Annotated in this window: 17 protein-coding genes; 8 read left to right on the top strand and 9 right to left on the bottom strand. The window is 38.4% G+C overall.

The genetic code is table 11. The features are described from left to right. Window positions 1-109: 109 nt before the first annotated feature. The 4 genes from ABS768_RS06755 to ABS768_RS06740 are packed head-to-tail and all read left to right on the top strand — an operon-like array spanning window position 110 to window position 7,428. Complete coding sequence (locus tag ABS768_RS06755) at window positions 110-3,475, top strand: SusC/RagA family TonB-linked outer membrane protein (protein ID WP_456264634.1); 3,366 nt, start codon at window positions 110-112, stop codon at window positions 3,473-3,475. Between the two features lie 12 nt (window positions 3,476-3,487). Then, window positions 3,488-4,918: a SusD/RagB family nutrient-binding outer membrane lipoprotein gene (locus tag ABS768_RS06750; protein WP_408074191.1), complete on the top strand. Its 1,431-nt coding sequence runs from the start codon at window positions 3,488-3,490 to the stop codon at window positions 4,916-4,918. 15 nt (window positions 4,919-4,933) lie between these two features. Continuing rightward, window positions 4,934-6,508, top strand: a complete 1,575-nt coding sequence (locus ABS768_RS06745; RefSeq protein ID WP_408074190.1) for a calcineurin-like phosphoesterase C-terminal domain-containing protein — start codon at window positions 4,934-4,936, stop codon at window positions 6,506-6,508. Window positions 6,509-6,510: 2 nt separating this feature from the next. Further along, window positions 6,511-7,428, top strand: coding sequence for a glycerophosphodiester phosphodiesterase family protein (locus tag ABS768_RS06740; protein WP_408074189.1), 918 nt, complete (start codon window positions 6,511-6,513; stop codon window positions 7,426-7,428). Window positions 7,429-7,514: 86 nt separating this feature from the next. Here ABS768_RS06740 and ABS768_RS06735 read toward each other — a convergent pair whose 3' ends face one another. Both ABS768_RS06735 and ABS768_RS06730 read right to left on the bottom strand, forming a co-directional pair. Beyond that, window positions 7,515-8,201, bottom strand: a complete 687-nt coding sequence (locus ABS768_RS06735) for a peroxiredoxin-like family protein (protein WP_408074188.1) — start codon at window positions 8,199-8,201, stop codon at window positions 7,515-7,517. 8 nt (window positions 8,202-8,209) lie between these two features. Beyond that, complete coding sequence (locus ABS768_RS06730) at window positions 8,210-8,398, bottom strand: hypothetical protein (RefSeq protein ID WP_408074187.1); 189 nt, start codon at window positions 8,396-8,398, stop codon at window positions 8,210-8,212. A gap of 93 nt (window positions 8,399-8,491) precedes the next feature. Between ABS768_RS06730 and ABS768_RS06725 the strand changes: the two genes are divergently transcribed. From ABS768_RS06725 to ABS768_RS06715, 3 genes are all read left to right on the top strand, one after another. Further along, entirely contained in the window at window positions 8,492-10,513 is a 2,022-nt protein-coding gene (locus ABS768_RS06725) for a thioredoxin domain-containing protein (RefSeq protein WP_408074186.1), read from the top strand. 2 nt (window positions 10,514-10,515) lie between these two features. Further along, on the top strand, window positions 10,516-11,352 hold the full coding sequence (locus ABS768_RS06720) for a mechanosensitive ion channel family protein (protein WP_408074185.1): 837 nt from the start codon (window positions 10,516-10,518) through the stop codon (window positions 11,350-11,352). A gap of 124 nt (window positions 11,353-11,476) precedes the next feature. Then, window positions 11,477-12,154, top strand: a complete 678-nt coding sequence (locus tag ABS768_RS06715) for a hypothetical protein (RefSeq protein WP_408074184.1) — start codon at window positions 11,477-11,479, stop codon at window positions 12,152-12,154. Window positions 12,155-12,159: 5 nt separating this feature from the next. On the opposite strand, the gene tsaB is transcribed toward ABS768_RS06715, so the two are convergent. The 3 genes from tsaB to ABS768_RS06700 are packed head-to-tail and all read right to left on the bottom strand — an operon-like array spanning window position 12,160 to window position 15,515. Beyond that, a complete protein-coding gene (tsaB, locus tag ABS768_RS06710) occupies window positions 12,160-12,822 on the bottom strand; it encodes a tRNA (adenosine(37)-N6)-threonylcarbamoyltransferase complex dimerization subunit type 1 TsaB (protein WP_408074183.1) in 663 nt (220 codons plus the stop codon). 26 nt (window positions 12,823-12,848) lie between these two features. Then, window positions 12,849-14,144, bottom strand: a complete 1,296-nt coding sequence (locus ABS768_RS06705) for an efflux RND transporter periplasmic adaptor subunit (protein ID WP_408074182.1) — start codon at window positions 14,142-14,144, stop codon at window positions 12,849-12,851. Window positions 14,145-14,150: 6 nt separating this feature from the next. Beyond that, on the bottom strand, window positions 14,151-15,515 hold the full coding sequence (locus tag ABS768_RS06700; RefSeq protein ID WP_330442597.1) for a TolC family protein: 1,365 nt from the start codon (window positions 15,513-15,515) through the stop codon (window positions 14,151-14,153). A 137-nt stretch (window positions 15,516-15,652) separates the two neighbouring features. On the opposite strand from ABS768_RS06700, the gene ABS768_RS06695 reads away from it, so the two are divergent. Then, the gene (locus ABS768_RS06695; protein WP_408074181.1) at window positions 15,653-17,041 is read left to right on the top strand and encodes a DUF4403 family protein; all 1,389 of its coding nucleotides are present in this window, start codon (window positions 15,653-15,655) and stop codon (window positions 17,039-17,041) included. Between the two features lie 16 nt (window positions 17,042-17,057). Here ABS768_RS06695 and ABS768_RS06690 read toward each other — a convergent pair whose 3' ends face one another. Genes ABS768_RS06690 through ABS768_RS06675 form a run of 4 tightly spaced genes read right to left on the bottom strand, consistent with a single transcriptional unit; the run spans window position 17,058 to window position 19,196 of the window. Continuing rightward, window positions 17,058-17,294: a hypothetical protein gene (locus ABS768_RS06690; RefSeq protein ID WP_330442599.1), complete on the bottom strand. Its 237-nt coding sequence runs from the start codon at window positions 17,292-17,294 to the stop codon at window positions 17,058-17,060. A 12-nt stretch (window positions 17,295-17,306) separates the two neighbouring features. Further along, a complete protein-coding gene (locus ABS768_RS06685; protein ID WP_408074180.1) occupies window positions 17,307-17,897 on the bottom strand; it encodes a DUF420 domain-containing protein in 591 nt (196 codons plus the stop codon). A 1-nt stretch (window position 17,898) separates the two neighbouring features. After that, a complete protein-coding gene (locus tag ABS768_RS06680) occupies window positions 17,899-18,525 on the bottom strand; it encodes an SCO family protein (RefSeq protein WP_330442601.1) in 627 nt (208 codons plus the stop codon). Between the two features lie 5 nt (window positions 18,526-18,530). After that, on the bottom strand, window positions 18,531-19,196 hold the full coding sequence (locus tag ABS768_RS06675) for a hypothetical protein (RefSeq protein ID WP_330442602.1): 666 nt from the start codon (window positions 19,194-19,196) through the stop codon (window positions 18,531-18,533). Window positions 19,197-19,273 lie beyond the last annotated feature (77 nt).

Raw genomic sequence — 19,273 nt, 5'->3', positions numbered from 1 at the left:
AAGACTACAAACAAAATCAAATTTATAGCCTATAGTAATGGATACTAAACTACAATTTTTTTTGAATCGAATATCAAACAAATTATTTTATTTGTTTTGCACCCTTTTCATGGCTGCAACCACTTTTGCAGCTCCTGTAAAGGGACAGCCAACAGGTAAACAAATTAACCTGGACCTAAAAAATGCCTCAATTACAGAAGTTTTTTCTGCTATTGAAAAAGAAACAGAATTCACTTTCGTTTTTGACGAAAAAATATCAGGAGCTAACCAGCGCCTAACCATTAAAGCAGTTAACGAAAGCGTTGAAGATGTTTTAAACAAAATCACCATTAAAACAGGTTTCCTGTTCAAAAAAATAAACAACACTATCACGGTTACCAAAAATCAGCAGGAAATAATTCGCGGAAAGGTAATTGATGAAGACGGGCTTTCATTACCGGGAGCTTCGGTACTGGAAAAAGGAACCAATAACAGTGTAGTGACCGATATGGATGGTAACTTTACCATTACCACTTCTACAGGTGCTACCCTTGCTGTATCCTTCATTGGTTTTGAAACCATAGAAGTAAAAGCAAATTCTTCTAAAGAGCTTATTATCACACTTACTCAAAAAGCAAACGAGCTTAATGAGGTAGTAGTAACAGCTCTTGGTATTAAAAGAGAAGAGAAACGTTTAGGTTTCGCACAACAAACCATTAAAACAGATCAGCTTGAAACTACAACTCCAAATAACTGGTCATCGGCTTTAAAAGGTAAAGTAGCCGGTTTAAATATAGTATCATCAGGATCAGGGCCACTTAACTCTCAGCAAATAGTATTAAGAGGAAACAGATCGCTTGTTACCGAAAATAACTATGCTCTTATAGTGGTAGATGGTGTACCGATGAATCAGGAAATGACAACATCAGGATCATCATCAGCTTATATGGGTCAGGATTCCCCTATTGACTATGGTAATGGTATATCTGAACTTAACCTTGACGATATAGAGACCGTAACCGTATTGAAAGGTGCAGGTGCAACGGCGCTTTACGGTAGCCGTGCAGCAAATGGTGCATTAATCATTACAACAAAATCGGGCAAAAAGAACAAAGGTTTAGGTATTACCTATACCACAGGTGCCACTTTTGATGTAATACAAAGATGGCCGGACTGGCAGTACAAATACGGTCAGGGTACAGGAAACTCTTTTGGCGCAGACGGAAACCCATACTACTCTTACGGGAGTTCTGAAGACGGAGGTAGTACTGGCGGTACAAGTAGTGCCTGGGGACCTGAATTTAACGGTCAGTCATTTTACCAGTACGACCCAACTCTTGAAGGTCAGTCGGCAGAAAGACAATTATGGCAGCCATACAAAGACAACCGTAAGGATTTCTGGAGAACAGGCGTAACTTACAACAACAATCTTTCTATTCAGGGAGGTGATGAGAAAGGTTCTATGCGTTTCTCTTTAGGCCACCAAAAAAATGAGTGGATTATGCCTAACACCGGTTTCGAAAGAATATCTGCTGCCGTGAATGCCAACTATCAGGTTTCAGACAGAATTAAACTGGGAACATCGGTTAACTTTAATAACAGAACCAGTGACAATCTTCCTTCTACCGGTTACAACAACGGATCTATTGCCTACTTCATGATTTTCCAAAATCCAAACGTAGACCTTGACTGGTATCGTAGTATATGGAAACAGGGACAGGAAAATATCCAGCAGGTACACCCTTTCAGTTCGTACATAGACAACCCGTACCTTATAGCTTATGAAGCTACTAACTCACTGGATAATGACCAGATAGTAGGTAATATTTTTGCTAACATTAACCTGGCTTCAAACCTTGACTTAATGCTTAGATCAGCTATTAATACTTACAGTCAGCACAGAGAACAAAGACGACCTTACAGCATCAACCGTTATGCAAAAGGTTTCTTTAAAACACAAAATGTATTTAAGCAGGAAGTTAACACTGATTTCTTACTGTCATACAAAAACAACATAAGCAGCTCTATTGCTTTCTCAGGTTCTGTAGGTGGTAACCTTAAAAACTACAAATACAGAAACACTGAAGCAGAGGTTGAAGGTCTTGTAGTACCGGATGTTTATAAATTAACAAACGGTATTAATGCTCCTCTAATCAGGGCAAGAGATGCTTTTGAGAAAGTGAACTCACTATACGGTTTAATGTCGTTCTCTTACAAAGATCAGATATTTATTGACCTTACCGGGCGTAACGACTGGTCAAGTACCCTTCCGGCTGCTAACAACTCATTCTTCTACCCTTCGGCAAACTCGAGCTTTATCCTTTCGGAAATGTTTAACATGCCTAAGGCTATCGATTACTTAAAATACCGTTTCTCTTTTGCACAGGTAGGTAACGATACCGGACCTTACAAAACACAGAAATACTATGACCAGAGTGATTTTGCAAGTTCGGCTGTAGCTCCGGTATTATTATTTAATGACCACTTTAAGCCGGAAATTACTACCAGCTTTGAAACAGGTTTTGAGTTATATATGCTTAAAAAACGTATTAATCTGGATGCTACTATTTATGAGAGTAACACCAAAAACCAGATTATTGAAGTACCTATGGATTACAGTACCGGATACAACAGAGCCGTACTTAATGCAGGTAAAGTAAGAAACCGCGGTATAGAGTTACTATTAGGCGGTAAAATATTTGACAATCCAAAATTCAAATGGGCAGCTAACCTTAACTGGTCGCGCAACTGGAACAAAGTACTTTCGTTAGCCGAGGGTATTCAGGATCAGCAGGTAATTGGTGAAGGTGGTACTGCATCGGTAATTGCACGTGTAGGTGGTACAACAACTGCAATTTACGGTTATGGTTTTGTACGTTCTGACGACGGACAGATTGTTTATGACAATGCAGGTTTACCGGCTTACCCGGATGAGATACAATACATAGGCGATGCCAGCCCTAAATGGAAAGCTGGTTTAACAAACGTATTCACTGTTGGCGATTTCACTGCCAGTGTAACTGTTGACGGACAGTATGGCGGTATCATTTATTCGCAAACGCACCACAAGTCTATGGAGCAGGGTAAACTTACCTCAACTTATTATGGTAGAGAAGAAGGCTTTATTGTGGGCGACGGTGTTGTTCAAAATGGCGACGGTACTTATTCTCCAAACACTACGCAGGTTAAACCTGCCGACTGGTATAAGAGATACTACCGCAGGGCTAATATTGAGTCAAACTCATTTGATGCTTCATACCTAAAACTTCGTGAGGTGAGCCTTGGATATAACTTCCCAAAAACGTGGTTAAAAAACACGGGACTTAACTCAGTTCAGCTTTCAGTATTCGGTAGAGACCTGGCAGTAGTTTCAGACTTCCCTATATACGATCCGGAAACTGCAGCACTTAACGGTAACGTAATGCTACAGGGTATAGAAATGGGGCAAATGCCTTCGCCTGCAACTTATGGTTTTAACTTAAAAGTGAATTTTTAATCTGATTTGAAAATGAAAAAGATAACTTATATAGCCGCCTGTTTATCGCTGTTTATGCTTAACACAGCCTGTACAGGTGATTTTGAAGAAATAAACGAAGATCCAAACCGTATAGCACAAATTAGTCCGGGTACACTTATTAACCCTATCATTTATGGTATGGCCAGTCACAATGCATCACGCAGTGCCAGTACTAATTTTGACCTTATGCAGGTTACCCTGCCTTTCCCAAGTGTATCGGGAGGCTTACATCGTTATGACGTTAGTCCTAATATAGGTAACTCGTCATGGAATACATCCTACAAGTGGCTGGCAAACATACGCGAAATGCGTATGGCTGCCGAAGCTTCGGGAGACAACAACTACCTGGCCGCTGCTTTAACGCTTAACGCATGGGTATACTCAAACCTAACAGACCAGTTTGGACCTGTACCGATGACTGAGGCGGTAAGAGCCGAAGACGGTATACTTTACCCGGCATACGACAGTCAGGAACTTATTTATGAAACCATACTTAACGACCTGGAAACAGCTAACCAACTATATGATACCGATGCAGGTATGATATATGCAAGCGACATCCTTTTTAATAATGATGTTGAAAAGTGGAAAAAATTCACCAACTCACTACATATGAGACTTTTATTAAGGATTTCAAACCGTACTGAGACGAATGCTTTCCAAAAGCTTACAACAATCATAAACAACCCTGAAGAATATCCTGTATTTGAAAGCAATGCCGAGTCGGCTATACTACAGGTAACAGGTGTGGGTGCAAATGTATCGCCATGGGGAAGACCTCAGGATTTCAGGCTTAATGTAAAAATGGCATCGTTCTTTATTGACAATCTTAACGACTGGAATGACCCAAGGAGACCGCTTATTGCAACTACAGGTACTGATCTTGACAATAACAACATTGGCTACATCGGTATTCCCAGTGGATATGACGGACCGGATTCTCAGTTTGAATACAATGCCTCTACCTTACAGATATTACAGGTTACCAACCCTATGCAAATTTTTATTCTTCCTTATTCGGAAGTAGAATTCATTAAGGCGGAGGTAGCACAAAAAGGATTTACAGGTGATGCCGAAGAGCATTACAACAAAGGTGTTAAAGCAGCTATAGAGCAGGTTAAAGCCACTATGCCCGAAGATTACTTTGATAACACAGCAGCACAGTATGACGGCACACTGGAACAGATAATGCTTCAAAAATACTACGCACTGTACTTTGTAGACTATCAGCAATGGTTTGAGTTTAGAAGAACAGGTTTACCTGAACTCCCTACAACTCCGGCAATGCTTAACAACGGTATAATGCCATCAAGATTCCCTTATCCATCAGATCAGCAGATTTATAACCTTTCAAACTATCAGGACGCTGTACAAATGATAGGTGAAGATGACATCAACACCAAAGTTTGGTGGGATAATTAATAGATTCAACTAAAAATGAAGAAACACATTATTACAACAGGTATGCTGCTTTTCGCAGCATACCTTTCTGCCCAAACCGTTAAAGGGACAGTATATAACGATGCTAACCTAAACGGTAAAAAAGAAAGAAAAGAAAAAGGCGTTGCCAATGTTGCCGTTACTAACGGACGTGATGTTGTACTTACCGACAAAAACGGTAATTATGAACTTAGCCTTAGCGATGATGCCGTAATATCGGTAATCAAACCGGCCGGATATAATGTTCCTGTAAACAGTGACAACCTGCCTCAGTTTTTTTACATCCACAAACCACAGGGTTCTCCTAAAGCAAAATTCGATGGTGTTGCCCCAACAGGAAAACTACCTAAGTCCGTAGACTTCGCCTTAACAACTGCTAAGGAAACTGAAGATTTCACCGCGCTTGTTTTTGGTGATCCGCAACCATACAATCTTGAAGAGATTGACTTTTATGCAAGAGGTATTGTTGCCGATGTCCAGGACACAAAAGGTGTTGTTTTCGGGCTTAGTATGGGTGACCTTGTAGGTAATGACCTTAGCCTTTTTAATCCGTACATACAGGCTACAAAAAAAGTAGGATTGCCATGGTATAACGTACTGGGTAACCACGATTTGAATTTTGACGCTGAAAGTGACAACCTTGCCGACGAGACCTATGAGGCTCACTTTGGCCCTGCCAACTATGCATTCAACTATGGCAAGGTTCACTTTATAGTACTGGATGATGTTATGTATCCGGATCCAAGGGATGCAAAAGGCTATTGGGGTGGTTTTAGGGAAGACCAACTTGAGTTTCTTGAAAACGACCTGAAGTTTGTACCTAAAGACCATCTTATCGTACTGGCATTCCATATCCCAATTAGCGAACCGGATGTAAATGACGATTCTTTTCGTGATGAAGACCGTAACAGGATGTTCCGTGCGTTAAAAGATTATCCTTATACCCTTTCCCTTTCAGCTCATACGCATTTACAGCGTCAGGACTTCTTCTCTAAAGAAGACGGATGGTTACAGGACAAACCTCATCATCATTATAATATCGGTACAACTTCGGGCGACTGGTATTCAGGCAAACTGGATGAAAAAGGAATTCCTATCTCTGTAATGAGAGACGGTACTCCAAAAGGTTATGCCTTTATTCGTTTTAACGGAAATCAATATACTATTGATTATAAAGCCGCCGGAAAAACCAAAGAACATCAAATGGAGGTATTTGCCCCTAAGGTGGTTGCTAAAGGAAAAAGAACAAAAGCAGGTGTTTTTGTAAACTTCTTTATGGGTGGTAAAAATGACAAAATTGAATATCGTGTAGACAATGGTAAGTGGGAGCAAATGCACCATGTTGAAGCACAGGATCCGTCGTATGTGGAACTGGTTTACGAATGGGACCTTGCCGAAGAGCTTATGGCAGGAAGACGTTCGTCTGATCCTGTTATCAGTACACACGTATGGAGAGGCAGCCTTCCGGCTAACCTTGAAACCGGTGAACATAAAATTGAAATCAAAGCTACAGATATGTTTGGTAAGGTACACACAGCTGAAAAAAGCTACCGAATAGAAATGCCTAAATGATTATGAAATACAATAAAGCCTATTTAGTTTTCGCAATGGCAGGGGCAATGATTTCCTGTAAAAACGAAAGTAAGAAAATACATGAAACTGCCGAACAGCCAAAAACTACTATAGAAGTACAGGGACACAGGGGTGACAGGGGTAATTTTCCCGAAAATACCATACCTGCTTTTTTAAGTGCCGTTAAAAAAGGTGCCGATGTGGTAGAGCTTGATGTGGTAATCTCTAAAGATGGTAAAGTAGTAGTTTCACACGAACCGTTTATGTCATCATTATACGTTACTACTCCGGCAGGAGATTCTATTGCTAAGGAAACCGAACGCAACTATAACCTGCATGAAATGACCTACGACAGTATAAGGAAGTTTGACACGGGTTCTAAAGGAAATAAAAACTTTACCCAGCAGCAAAAAATGCGTACCTACAAGCCATTACTTGAAGAAGTGATAGACAGTGTGGAAAATTATGTAAAGGCAAATAATAGTAAACCGGTACATTACAATATCGAAATCAAATCAGAGGAAAAAGAGTATGGCATAAGCCAGCCTCAACCATCGGTTTTTGTAGATATGGTAATGAAGGTACTTACCGAAAAAGGAATAATAGATAAAATGAACATCCAGTCATTTGACCCTGCTATCCTTAATGAAATGCATAAAAAATACCCTCAGGTAACCCTAGCTTACCTTACCGCAAAACCGGGCATAGACAGTAACCTATCGCAAATGGATTTTACACCATCTATTTACAGTCCCAACTATAAGCTGGTGAATGAGGCTTTTATTGACTCTTTAAGACAGAAAAACATGCGCGTTATTCCCTGGACAGTGAATAACGATGAAGACATAAACCGCATGATACAGCTTAAAGTAGACGGTATTATTACCGATTATCCCGAGAGAGTACTTAGCAAGTTATAAAAATCGTTTCGTTGTGTTTAATTGAAAAAACCCTCAAAGGCAGTGCCGGCGAGGGTTTTTTACTATATATAAAATAGTTTGATTGATTAAGGAAGATGATTAATAATTTCCTCAACACTTGCTCTTTCCCTATAATTAGGATTAAAATGCCTGTAAATTATTTTACCACCCTTATCAATAACAAATGTTGCCGGAACCGGTAAAACTGCCTCGCCTGTAGCATTAGTTTCAGCTACCGATGCGCTTAGCTTTTCCTTAATCATATCCTGATAACTATCGGTTACCTTAAAGTCAACATCAAAAGCACGCATTATACTTCCATCAGTGTCAGATATGGTTGTGAAATCGGTTTTAGTCTGCTCCTTAGTTTTGGTTACATTCTCATAGGTTTCAGGTGTAACAATAACCAGCTTGGCTCCTTTATCTTCAATCTCCTTAGCTCTTTCGGCAAACTCAGTTAAGTGCCTGCTACATACCGGACACCAGTAAGCACGGTAAAACAATACCACAACAGGTTGTTTTTCATACAGGCTTTGTAGTGTAACCGTTTTATTGTCGGCTGTAGTCATAGCAATTTCCGGAGCCATATCTCCTACTTTAAGCCCTTCCGGCAAATCGGCAGTATCCATACCAAAATCAGCATAAGGGATAGTGTCTTTTACAGGTTCAGCCTGCTCTGTTATTACAGCAGGTCCTTCAACTGTTTCTTTGTTTTCATTTTTACAGGCAGTCACTGCACTAAGCAGTAATAAGGATGCCACAATTTTTTTCATAATGTTTTTTAGATTTCTATATGCATTATCAGCATACTTTTAATAATAAATGCAATATACGGATAATTAAGTATCCCTAACTGCGCAAACAAATGATGTGCAATATGATAGTAAAACTTTTTGTAAAAATTTGCCATTTTACTGTAAGCACCTAAATCTTTTATCTGGAAAACGGTAAAAGTAACAGCTATAAACATTTAATTTTATCTCTCAACAAGTGTTTCAGTTTTCTTAAAACACATTGCCTCCCGTTCAAAAATTCCTAATTTTACAACTTTTATAACCAGCCTATGAACGAACTTCACTTTGAAACAAGTCCGTATTTACTACAACACGCCAATAACCCTATACATTGGAAAGCATGGAATGACCATGCCCTGACAAAAGCCCGCGAGGAAAATAAACTCATTATACTAAGCGTAGGATATTCGGCCTGTCACTGGTGCCATGTAATGGAACATGAAAGTTTTGAGGACAGCGAAGTGGCCAAAGTGATGAACAGCCATTTTGTATCGATTAAAGTGGATCGTGAAGAAAGACCCGATGTTGATGCAGTGTACATGAAAGCCGTACAGGTAATGACCGGGCAGGGAGGCTGGCCCATGAATGTGGTTTTACTACCCGATGGCAGGCCGGTTTGGGGAGGTACCTATTTCAAAAAGGAAAACTGGATTGCCTCACTGGAACAACTACACCAACTTTATGCAACCGACCCTAACAGGGTAACCGAATATGCCGGAAAGCTGATTGAAGGGTTACAGGCTATGAGCCTTATCAACACTAATGAAGAGGAACATATACCCGAGCCCAATGCAATAAGACCATTAGTAGAAAAATGGTCCAAAAGTTTTGACTGGGATTTTGGCGGCTATGCTCGTGCCCCTAAATTTATGATGCCTAACAATTACCTGTTCCTGCAACGTTACGGGTATCAGGCACAATCAGAAGACCTACTTAATTTCACCGACCTTACCCTTACCCGCATGGCTTACGGTGGGTTGTTTGATACTGTAGGTGGCGGATTTTCAAGATACTCAGTAGACATAAAATGGCATGTACCCCATTTCGAAAAAATGCTTTACGACAACGGGCAATTGATGAGCCTGTATGCCGAAGCCTACAAGCGTACCAAAAATCCATTATACAAAGAGGTTATAGAAAAAACCCATCGATTTATAAACAACGAGCTCACAACAGCAAACGGAGCCTTTTACAGTGCGCTGGATGCTGATAGTCCCGATAATGAAGGGCACAGCGAAGAGGGTGCCTTTTATGTTTGGGAACAACAGGAACTTCAGCAATTATTAAAAGATGATTTTAATGCCTTTGCGAAAGTTTTTAATGTAAATGATTTTGGGCACTGGGAAAACGGAAAATATGTACTTATACAAAGTGAACCTCTTGAAAAACTGGCAGAGCAACTGGATTATACTCCGGAAGAATTAAGCCGTAAAAAGAAAGAATGGGAAGACATATTATACCATGAAAGGCAAAAGAGAACCAAACCCGGGCTTGACGATAAGACACTTACCTCCTGGAATGCCATTATGCTAAAAGGATATGCCGATGCTTATAAAGCCTTGGGAGAAGAACAATACCTGGATGCCGCACGAAAAAATGCTTTATTCATAACTGAATACCTTTGGGATCCGGACGGGTTTTTATGGCGTACCTACAAAGACGGTAAAGCAAAAATTGAAGCCTTTTTAGAAGATTATGCCCATACGGCAGATGCTTTTATAAGTCTGTATCAGGCAACACTTGACGAGAAGTGGCTGCTTTACGCAAAACAGTTAACCGACTATACGCTGGAGAATTTTTATGACGAACAAAAAATGTTATTTACCTATAATTCACAAAAGGCAGAACAGCTTATAACACCACATTATGAAACCGAGGATAATGTAATCCCGGCATCAAATTCGGTTATGGCAAATGTACTGTATAAGCTAAGTCTGATTTTTGACAACAGCTACTATGAAAAAACAGCTTTGCAAATGCTACACAACATGATACCTAATATGGATTACCCTTCGGCTTTTTCCAACTGGCTTAACCTGTGGCTGGACCTTTCGATAGATAATAAGGAACTGGCTGTATGTGGTACAGATGCACAAGCAGCTATTAAAACCATAAACAGCGAATACCTGCCACATGTACTAATAGCGGGAAACAATAGTGAAAGTAACATACCAATACTTAAAAACCGCTTTGTGAAAGACATACAGCTATTTTATATTTGTAAAAATAAAGCATGTGAACTTCCGCACACCTCAATAAGTGAAACTCTAAATAATTTAAAAATAAAATAGAAATGAAAAATTTTGAATCATATTATGACTGGTTTGTAAACCTAGTACTTGAGTACACCCCTAAAATCCTTGTAGCATTAGGTATACTTATAGGTGGTTTAATAGCCATTAAACTTATTAGAGCTATTATCGTAAAAGTAATGAAGAAAAGGGATATGGATCCAACTGCAGTTCGTTTCCTTTTAGATATACTTACCTGGGCACTAAGAGTAATGCTGTTTATTACAGTAATTGGAGAGCTCGGCGTACAAACTTCTTCATTTGTAGCTATACTGGGTGCTGCAGGTTTAGCTATAGGTTTATCACTACAGGGATCACTATCCAACTTTGCAGGCGGATTACTTATTATAATATTCAAGCCTTTTAGGGTTGGAGATTATATAGAGGCACAGGGTGAAGGCGGTACTGTTAACGAAATCCAGATTTTTGCAACCAAACTTACCACTCCAAGCAATCAGGTTATTTACATTCCTAACGGATCACTTTCTAACGGCAACATTAAAAACTACTCTAAAGAGGTTACGCGTCGTGGTGAAATTATAGTTGGTGCAGGTTATGGCAGTAACATGAAACACGTAAAAGACGTACTGACTAAAATTGTTACTGAAGAGCCTAAAATATTAAATGAGCCTGCTCCTATTATCAGGGTGAAAGAGCTTGCAGACAATTCGGTTAACTTCCAGATATTGGCTTGGGCGAAAAATGAGGATTACTGGCAAATGCTTTCAGATGTTCAGGAAAATGTAAAATTAATGTTCGACAACGAAAAGATAGAAATACCTTTCCCTCAAAGAGATATTGTTATAAGAAACCTGGATACAAAAAACCTGCCTTCTTAAATAATATATTCAAGCATAATACGTTAAAAAAACGTAGGTTTAATAAAACGGCACATTTGTTGCCGTTTTTTAACATAAAAACCTAATCATATTACCTAATTTTGAGCATAAAAAAACTATAAAAATGAAATTAACTAAATTACTTGTAATCCCATTCCTATTTTCGGGTGCTTTAATGAGTGCCCAACAAACCACTTATAATTACCAAGGAGGACAAATTGGTTACATAAATAACAAAAAAGCAGATAGCGAAGTAGCACAGGGTTCTCAGTATTTTTCTGAAAAATTCCTTCCTGCTTACATTAACGGAGAAAAAGAAGTTGTTCTTGCGAGATATAATGCTTATCACGATGAAATTGAAGTTCAGGTTAACGGAGAAGAGATGGCAGTTCAGCCTGTAAACAATCAGGTTATAGAATTAAAAGGACAAAACCTTAGCTACGAATATCTGCAATACACAGATAAAGAAGGTACAAGCAGGCAACGTTATCTAATACCTGTAAGTAAAAGCGATAAAGTGAGCATTTACAAAGAAGAAAGCATTTACCTGCAACCGGAAGAGCACCCTACAAGTGGTTACGGTAGATATAAAGCTCCTATGTTCAGGAAAAATGATATTGAATACTACATTCAGTTTAACAACGGAGAAATAGTGCACATGTCTACTAAGAAAAAAGATATTTTAAGTCTTGTACCCGGTAAAGAAAAAGAGATAAAAACCTTTATAAAGCAAAATAAAATCTCTACAGACGAAGACGAAGACCTAAAACAGCTTGCAAACTACCTTAGCACTCTTATCTAAGATTATTATTTGTTTACAATAAAGTCTTTTAAATAAAAAGGCTCGAAATAAGCGACATCTACAGTGTCGCTTATTTTGTATTTATTATAAGCTACACTGCACATTTGTTTAGCCGAAGGGAATAATGCCTCGTCATGATAAACAAATTTATCATCTGTTAGTACTTCTTTACACTTAGCAGCTCCGTCACCTAAAAGATGTACTTTTCCGCTAAGCTCAGTAAACGATTCTTCAGTTATTATTTCGGCTTTGGTCTCCCTTAGCTTATTGTAGTTATTATCAAAAATGGCTGTGTAGGCTTCCATTCTTCTGGCATCAATCATCGGTAACAGGATTTCACCTTCATTAACTTCAATATTCCTTGCCAGCACCTCTAAAGTATCAACAGCTATTAAAGGAATACCCAAAGCATAACAAAGTCCTTTAGCCGCCGAAACACCTATACGCAGTCCGGTATAAGAGCCAGGCCCCATACTTATGGCTATTGCATTTAAGTCTTTAATCTCCTTCTTGGCTTCTGCCATACACTCTTCAATAAAAACATGCAGTTTTTCGGCATGCAGATATCCCTGAGCCGCGATTTCCCTAACTGCGATTACCTCTTCGTTTAAAGACAAAGCTACCGAACAGTTTCTTGTAGCCGTTTCAATATTAAGTATTAAAGCCATTTCTCTCTCCAGCCTTCTGTATAAAATTACTTTTTAGATGTATCTTGCTTAAGCCTCACCTTATCATTTGGGTTAAGCTCTTTTGAAACCAGCGTATAAGGTCCTGTAATCACTTCATCACCTTTTTCAAGCCCACTTACCACCTCTATGCTAGTATCGTCCTGTATACCCGTTTTAATAGGCTTAAGAACAGCTTTACCTCCCTGGTTTATAAATACACATTCAAAACGTTCATCCAGTTTACCGGTTTTCTGTTCTTTCTCCTTACGTTCCATTTCGGCTATAACATCTTTTTTAGCCGATGTCGTATCGGTTTTTATCACTACAGCACTAATAGGTACTGCAAGTATATTTTCTTTACGTTGAGTAATAATTTCTACCGTAGCTGTCATTCCCGGCCTGAAAGGTGAGTAATTAGAGGCTTTACCTTCGGTCATATCTTCATACGATTCTTTAAGTATTCTTACCTTAACCTTAAAGTTAGTAACCTGATCGGCAGTAAGATCACTACTAGCCGAATTTGAGATACTGGTTACAACCCCTTTAAATTTTCTTTTCAGGTAAGCATCTACCTCAATATCAGCCTCATCGCCTATCTCTACCTTAACAATATCATTCTCATTAACATCAACCTCTACTTCCATGTTATTAAGGTTTGCCACCCTTAGAATTTCGGTACCTGCCATTTGCTGAGTCCCTACAACACGCTCACCCAGTTCGGCATCCAGTTTTGATATAGTACCATCTACCGGAGAATATATGGTTGTTCTGTTTAAATTATCGCGTGCTTCACTCACTGTAGCATTAGCACTTTGAACGTTGTAATAAGCCGATTGCTTTGCGGCAACTGCCACTTCATAAGCCGAAACGATTTTATCCCACTCTGATTTTGATATTACTCCCTTATCATAAAGTGACCTGTTCCTGTTATAGTTTGCCTCAGCTTCCTTAAGCTGCGCTTCAGACTGGCTTAATCCTGCCTTAGCAGTAGATAATGCTGCTGCACTCCTATTAACGCCCGACTCATACAAATCAGGATTAATTCTTACCAGTAAATCACCTTTTTTTATGGCTTGTCCTTCTTTTATAGGCAGTTCAATTATCTCACCCGAAACCTCAGAAGATATTTTAACCTCTACCTCAGGCTGTACTTTTCCTGTTGCCGAAACCGTTTCGGTAAGTGTAATCGCTTCCACTTTTGCAGTTTCAACTTCTTTACCTTCTTCTCCTTTACCTATAACTCCTTTTTGCTTTAAAACAATAAGCAACACTACAACAATAGCTGCAGCTCCCAGTAAATAATATAATGACTTTTTAGACATAAGGTTTTAGTTTTGAGTAATTGGTATACCGAAATAGAATTCTAATATCTTAACTTTAAATATATAATCGTACTTAGTTCTAAGCACTTCACTTTGTGCATTAGCGGATAGTGTTTGTGCCTGGTTAAGGTCAAAAACATTAATAAGCCCCACTTCATAACGCTCTTTAGCATAAACAAGTGCTTCCTTTCTGGCATCTGCCGCCGATACGGCTGCCTCATATGCTTTTTGAGCTCCCTGAACATCTGTATAAGCAGTATAAACGTTGCGCTGTAAATCCAGTTCTTCTCTTTCAAAAGCTAATTTAGAACGTTCTAAAGCTATTTTAGACTTTCTCACATTGTTTCTGGTAGCAAAACCATTAAATATAGGTATGTTTAACTGGAACCCAAACGAATGCCCTTTATTATCCCAAAACTGATTCCAGAATGGCGGCGGAGTAACACTCACTACCTGACCGTTTTCAAAAGAATTATAATCAGCATAGGTAACCCTTGTGTTCAGGTTATAAAATCCTGTAAGTGTAGGTTGGTATGCTGCACGTGCAATTTTCACATCCTGCTCGGCCACTTCAAGGTTAGCCTGTGCTATTTTAATTTCGGTACGCAGTTCCCTTGCCTTATCATATACCTGCACAGGAGTATTAAGCATTACTTCACTTTCACTTAAATCATACTCCTCATCGGCTATGTCAAATTTCCAAAACTCCTCCAGCTGTAATAGTTGTGCAAGGCTAAGTTTAGAAATAAGCAATTGATTTTCTGACTGTATTACTTTTTGCCTGTCGGCAGCAACGGTCGCCTCGATATCTAAAAGGTCTCCTCTTGGCACCATTCCTCCCTCAACAAGATCGGCAGTACGGTTTTTCTGCTCAAGGTCAACCTTTAGCTGTTCCTGCTGTACTTTTAAGTTCTCTTTATTAAACAGGATTTCAAGAAAAGCATTAGCAACATTAAGCGAAATATCCTCTTTCATTTTCACTAATTGATACTGACTTGCCACCAGTGCCATTTTTTGCCTCCTGTATTGCTTTTGGTTTAAAAGTCCTTTATACAAATCTATACTGGCACTTGCACCGGCATTGGTAAACTGGGTAGTTTGCTGTTCAAGGATACCGCTAATACTTTGGGTTAAACCTATATTCCAAAAGTGGCTGCCAGTAACATTAACATTCGGCATAAAATTCCCTGAAGCATCACTTTTGTTAACTTCTGCCAACTGAACATCAAGTCCGGCTTCACGTATCGAAATGTTTTTTTCCAATGCATAGTTTACACACTCCTCCAGCGTCCATTTCTTTTCCTGAGAAAAGGAAAAAAATGCGCAAAATGAAAAAAACAATAAAAAAGTTATTCGTAGGTTGGTTTTCATAGCGTAAAAATACGGGTTTCACAAAGGTATTTATTTTATTTAAAGTAAATACCCTTATACTGTATACTTTTAGTCGACAAGATATTGTAAATGTTACAAATTAACCCTTAAATTAGCTAAAAAAAGCCGCACACTTAATGAAAAAGTTACTCGTGTTTAGCCTGTTAACCGTTATAGTTACAGCCTGCTCCACAACAAAACACATACAGGCACTAAAGCCCGAACCTTCAAAAAACACACCTACGGTTTATGAAACCACAACATCATTTATAAACCTGCCGGTTACCATATCCCTGAGCGACATTGAAAATCAGCTCAACAAATTTTTTAACGGACTCATTTATGAGGACAACGATATTAACGATGATAATATTGCTCTCAAAATATGGAAAACAGCTCCCATAAAATTTACCGATGAAAACGGGAAACTAAAATCCAGGGTTCCAATAAAAATAAATGCTAAGGTAAGATATGGCACATCGGCACTAGGTATAAATATTGAAGATACCAGAGAGTTTGATCTTAATGCCATTGTAACTATGGAAAGTAATATCGGGCTAACCAACTGGGAACTTAAAACCGTTACAAACCTTGAAAAAATTAAATGGCAGGAAAGTCCAACCACAACTATTGCCGGACAAAAAGTAGCCATAACCTACCTTATAAACCCTGCAGTAAAACTCTTTAAATCTAAAATTGAAGAAATGCTGGATAACGCGATTAAAGAGGCCACTAACTTTAAGCCAAACGTACTTAATGCACTGGACAAAATAAGCACCCCATTCCTATCCAACGAACAATATGAGGCATGGTTCAAGCTAAACCCAATAGAACTATATGTTACCGATGCCGTTTTAAAGGACAAGAAAATCACTATGGAAATGGGACTGAAATGCACTATGCAAACCATTATAGGACAAAAACCAAATAACACTTTTAACAAAGATAAGGTTGTACTAAAAGCAGTAAGTAAAATGCCTGATAAGGTTAATGTAGTGGTAGCCGGAATATCGACCTATGAAAGCGCCTCAAAAATTATAACTAAAAACTTTAAAGGACAGGAATTTGGTTCAGGCAGCCAGAAGGTAATTGTAAACAATGTTGAACTATGGCATAAAGACGGAAAGATGATAATAGCCCTAAACATGTCGGGCAGTATAAACGGAACAATATACCTTTCGGGGTACCCAAGTTACAATGCCACAACACAGGAAATTTATTTTGACAGGCTGGATTATGTACTGGATACCAAAAGTATTTTGATAAAAACCGCAAACTGGCTTGCTGAGAAAACGGTATTATTAAAAATACAGGAGAACTGCCGTTACACCATAACAGAAAATCTAAATGAAGGCGAGCGAAGCCTGGCTCCATACCTTAACAATTACTCACCCATGCCGGGAATATTTGTAAACGGTAAACTAAACGGTTTTGAGTTTGATAAAATCGTACTTACAGACAATGCTATTATAGCCTTTATAAAAACTTCCGGTAATATGAATATAAAAATAGACGGCATGAAGTAGCCGTCTATTTTTATTATTACTCTGCCTTAGCAGTTTTCTTTTTCCTCAGCTTATAAACTGCAAAACCAACAAGTCCTACAAGCAGATAGGGAAATATCATAAGATATACTATACCATCGTTAACCGCTTCGGGTTTAATACCACTGTCACTGCTCTCTAAAGCCGCCCTACACATGGCACATTGTGCCTGCCCCTGAACTGAAAGAAACAGTATAATAAGCAGGAATCCGTATTTTTTAAGTCCGTTATTCATAACGTTCTTTATTTAATAGTTATAATAAGGCGATATCATCAAATAAACCACCACTCCGGTAACTGCCACATACAACCATAACGGATAGGTTATACGAGCCAGTTTTCTGTGTCTTATAAAGCTTTTAGACAAAGCCCTTACATAGGTCAATAATACAAGCGGAATAATGATTACAGAAAGCGCTATATGAAACAAAAGAATAAACAGGTAAATATACCTTGAGAAACCTACTTCGTTTTGTTCAGAAAGCTCTAAAACACCATTGTGATTAAAATCACCGAATATGGTAGAATCGGCAGTCATGTGGTAAGCCACATACATTACCAGGAACAGACAGGACAGGGTTATAGCAAACTTCATAAGGTTTTCATGCAGTTTTTGCTTACCCCTCCTAATCGCCATAACAGCAACTACAAGCACCACAGCTGTAAGGCCATTAATTCCGGCATATATAGGCGGAAGGAAATATAACGGCTCTACATCAAAGCCAAAATCCTTAAGCTTAACACTAAAAAGCACCGCTACTGCTAAAGGAATAACTATTGATAATAATATTATCCAAACCCTGTACTTTTTTTCAACACTTTGAGCTGCTGTATCCATATTACTCTGCTAATAATTTTCGTATATCTTCCTTGATTGCCTTAACGCCTTCTTCCTCCAGCCCGTCATAATATAAAATAGGATTACCATATTGATCTTCCCTACATCTTATATTACCATCCTTATCAATAAGAGCAAACAAACCAGAATGCTCAAAACCTCCCGGCACCTTATCGTTTTGACCTGCATAAAGATTAAAACCTTTTTCCGCAAGGTTAAAAATATAATCTTTATCGCCGGTTAAAAAATGCCAATTGTAATGCTTAACCCCTAAATCTTCGGCATGCTGTTTTAATACCTTCGGAGTATCATATTCAGGGTTAATGGTTATAGAAGCTATACCAAATTCAGGATTACCATAAAACTCATTTTGTATCTCAACCATATTTTGGTTCATTACAGGGCAAATTGTAGGACACGTAGAAAAAAAGAATTCCACTACATATACCTTACCTAAATAATCTTTATCAGTAATGGTTTTGTTGTTTTGATCTGTTAATTCGAAAGAAGGCACAGGTCCTATCTCTACCAAATCAGATTTACTAAAGCGTTCTCCTATTTCTTTTACTGCCCATATACCAAAAACCAGGACAATAAACGATATACCTATATATGACTTATTTTTCATTGTAATTAGATTTCTCTTTTAACACCTTTGCCTGTATTTTTTTTCAAGGCCAATCTGTACTCTCTTAAAAGGATTTTTATATCATCGGTCATCTCATTATGAAGTTCGGCAGCAGAGAAGGTATTATAACCATCCATAACATCCTGTCCCTTTTCACTTTTAACCTCACCATTTCTACCTCTAAGATTTCTGTCCTTATCAATTATGTATACATAAAAAGACCCGTAATCCTTATCAAGGGGTTGTTTAGTTTGCAACGATTTATGAAACGCCTCTATATTTTCAGGCTCAGTAAAAAGAAACCTCCATCCGGACAGGTCACTCATTCTTTTTAAATCAGAAATAACTTCTTTCACTTCCTCATCACTACCTTTAGGTAGTAGCATCACCATTTGAAAATCATCAAACTCGGCACATTTATTATAAATTTTCTGATTCAGGTTAAAAAGACTTTCTTTTCTCTTTGAAAGATCATCTCCCGGAAAACCCACTACCGTGATTTTATCCAGCAAATGCACCTTCATACCATTAAGCGTTGTACCCTCAGGTAATTCATCTACATCCTTAACAAGTGTAGACAAATAAATAGAATTATGCTTTACCATTGAAAAGTAAACATAAGCTGTTATTGGGAATATAAGCAGCAGTATAAGGACAAACTTTTTTTTCATAATATTGAGGGGAAGTTTCCGGGTACAAAAATAAAAAAAGGCGGTTGAAAAACCGCCTTTTTTATCGTTAATATGTG

Source organism: Flavobacterium rhizophilum (assembly GCF_046000485.1).
Classification (GTDB): Bacteria; Bacteroidota; Bacteroidia; order Flavobacteriales; family Flavobacteriaceae; genus Flavobacterium; species Flavobacterium rhizophilum.
Note: the sequence above shows the minus strand (reverse complement) of the source record. Positions and strands in the feature narration are given on the sequence as shown.

Bases quoted from the DNA above. Each gene is read 5' to 3' on its own strand.
- ABS768_RS06755 (WP_456264634.1), top strand. From the start codon at position 110: ATGGCTGCAACCACTTTTGCAGCTCCTGTAAAGGGACAGCCAACAGGT.
- ABS768_RS06750 (WP_408074191.1), top strand. From the start codon at position 3,488: ATGAAAAAGATAACTTATATAGCCGCCTGTTTATCGCTGTTTATGCTT.
- ABS768_RS06745 (WP_408074190.1), top strand. From the start codon at position 4,934: ATGAAGAAACACATTATTACAACAGGTATGCTGCTTTTCGCAGCATAC.
- ABS768_RS06740 (WP_408074189.1), top strand. From the start codon at position 6,511: ATGAAATACAATAAAGCCTATTTAGTTTTCGCAATGGCAGGGGCAATG.
- ABS768_RS06735 (WP_408074188.1), bottom strand. From the start codon at position 8,201: ATGAAAAAAATTGTGGCATCCTTATTACTGCTTAGTGCAGTGACTGCC.
- ABS768_RS06730 (WP_408074187.1), bottom strand. From the start codon at position 8,398: ATGTTTATAGCTGTTACTTTTACCGTTTTCCAGATAAAAGATTTAGGT.
- ABS768_RS06725 (WP_408074186.1), top strand. From the start codon at position 8,492: ATGAACGAACTTCACTTTGAAACAAGTCCGTATTTACTACAACACGCC.
- ABS768_RS06720 (WP_408074185.1), top strand. From the start codon at position 10,516: ATGAAAAATTTTGAATCATATTATGACTGGTTTGTAAACCTAGTACTT.
- ABS768_RS06715 (WP_408074184.1), top strand. From the start codon at position 11,477: ATGAAATTAACTAAATTACTTGTAATCCCATTCCTATTTTCGGGTGCT.
- tsaB (WP_408074183.1), bottom strand. From the start codon at position 12,822: ATGGCTTTAATACTTAATATTGAAACGGCTACAAGAAACTGTTCGGTA.
- ABS768_RS06705 (WP_408074182.1), bottom strand. From the start codon at position 14,144: ATGTCTAAAAAGTCATTATATTATTTACTGGGAGCTGCAGCTATTGTT.
- ABS768_RS06700 (WP_330442597.1), bottom strand. From the start codon at position 15,515: ATGAAAACCAACCTACGAATAACTTTTTTATTGTTTTTTTCATTTTGC.
- ABS768_RS06695 (WP_408074181.1), top strand. From the start codon at position 15,653: ATGAAAAAGTTACTCGTGTTTAGCCTGTTAACCGTTATAGTTACAGCC.
- ABS768_RS06690 (WP_330442599.1), bottom strand. From the start codon at position 17,294: ATGAATAACGGACTTAAAAAATACGGATTCCTGCTTATTATACTGTTT.
- ABS768_RS06685 (WP_408074180.1), bottom strand. From the start codon at position 17,897: ATGGATACAGCAGCTCAAAGTGTTGAAAAAAAGTACAGGGTTTGGATA.
- ABS768_RS06680 (WP_330442601.1), bottom strand. From the start codon at position 18,525: ATGAAAAATAAGTCATATATAGGTATATCGTTTATTGTCCTGGTTTTT.
- ABS768_RS06675 (WP_330442602.1), bottom strand. From the start codon at position 19,196: ATGAAAAAAAAGTTTGTCCTTATACTGCTGCTTATATTCCCAATAACA.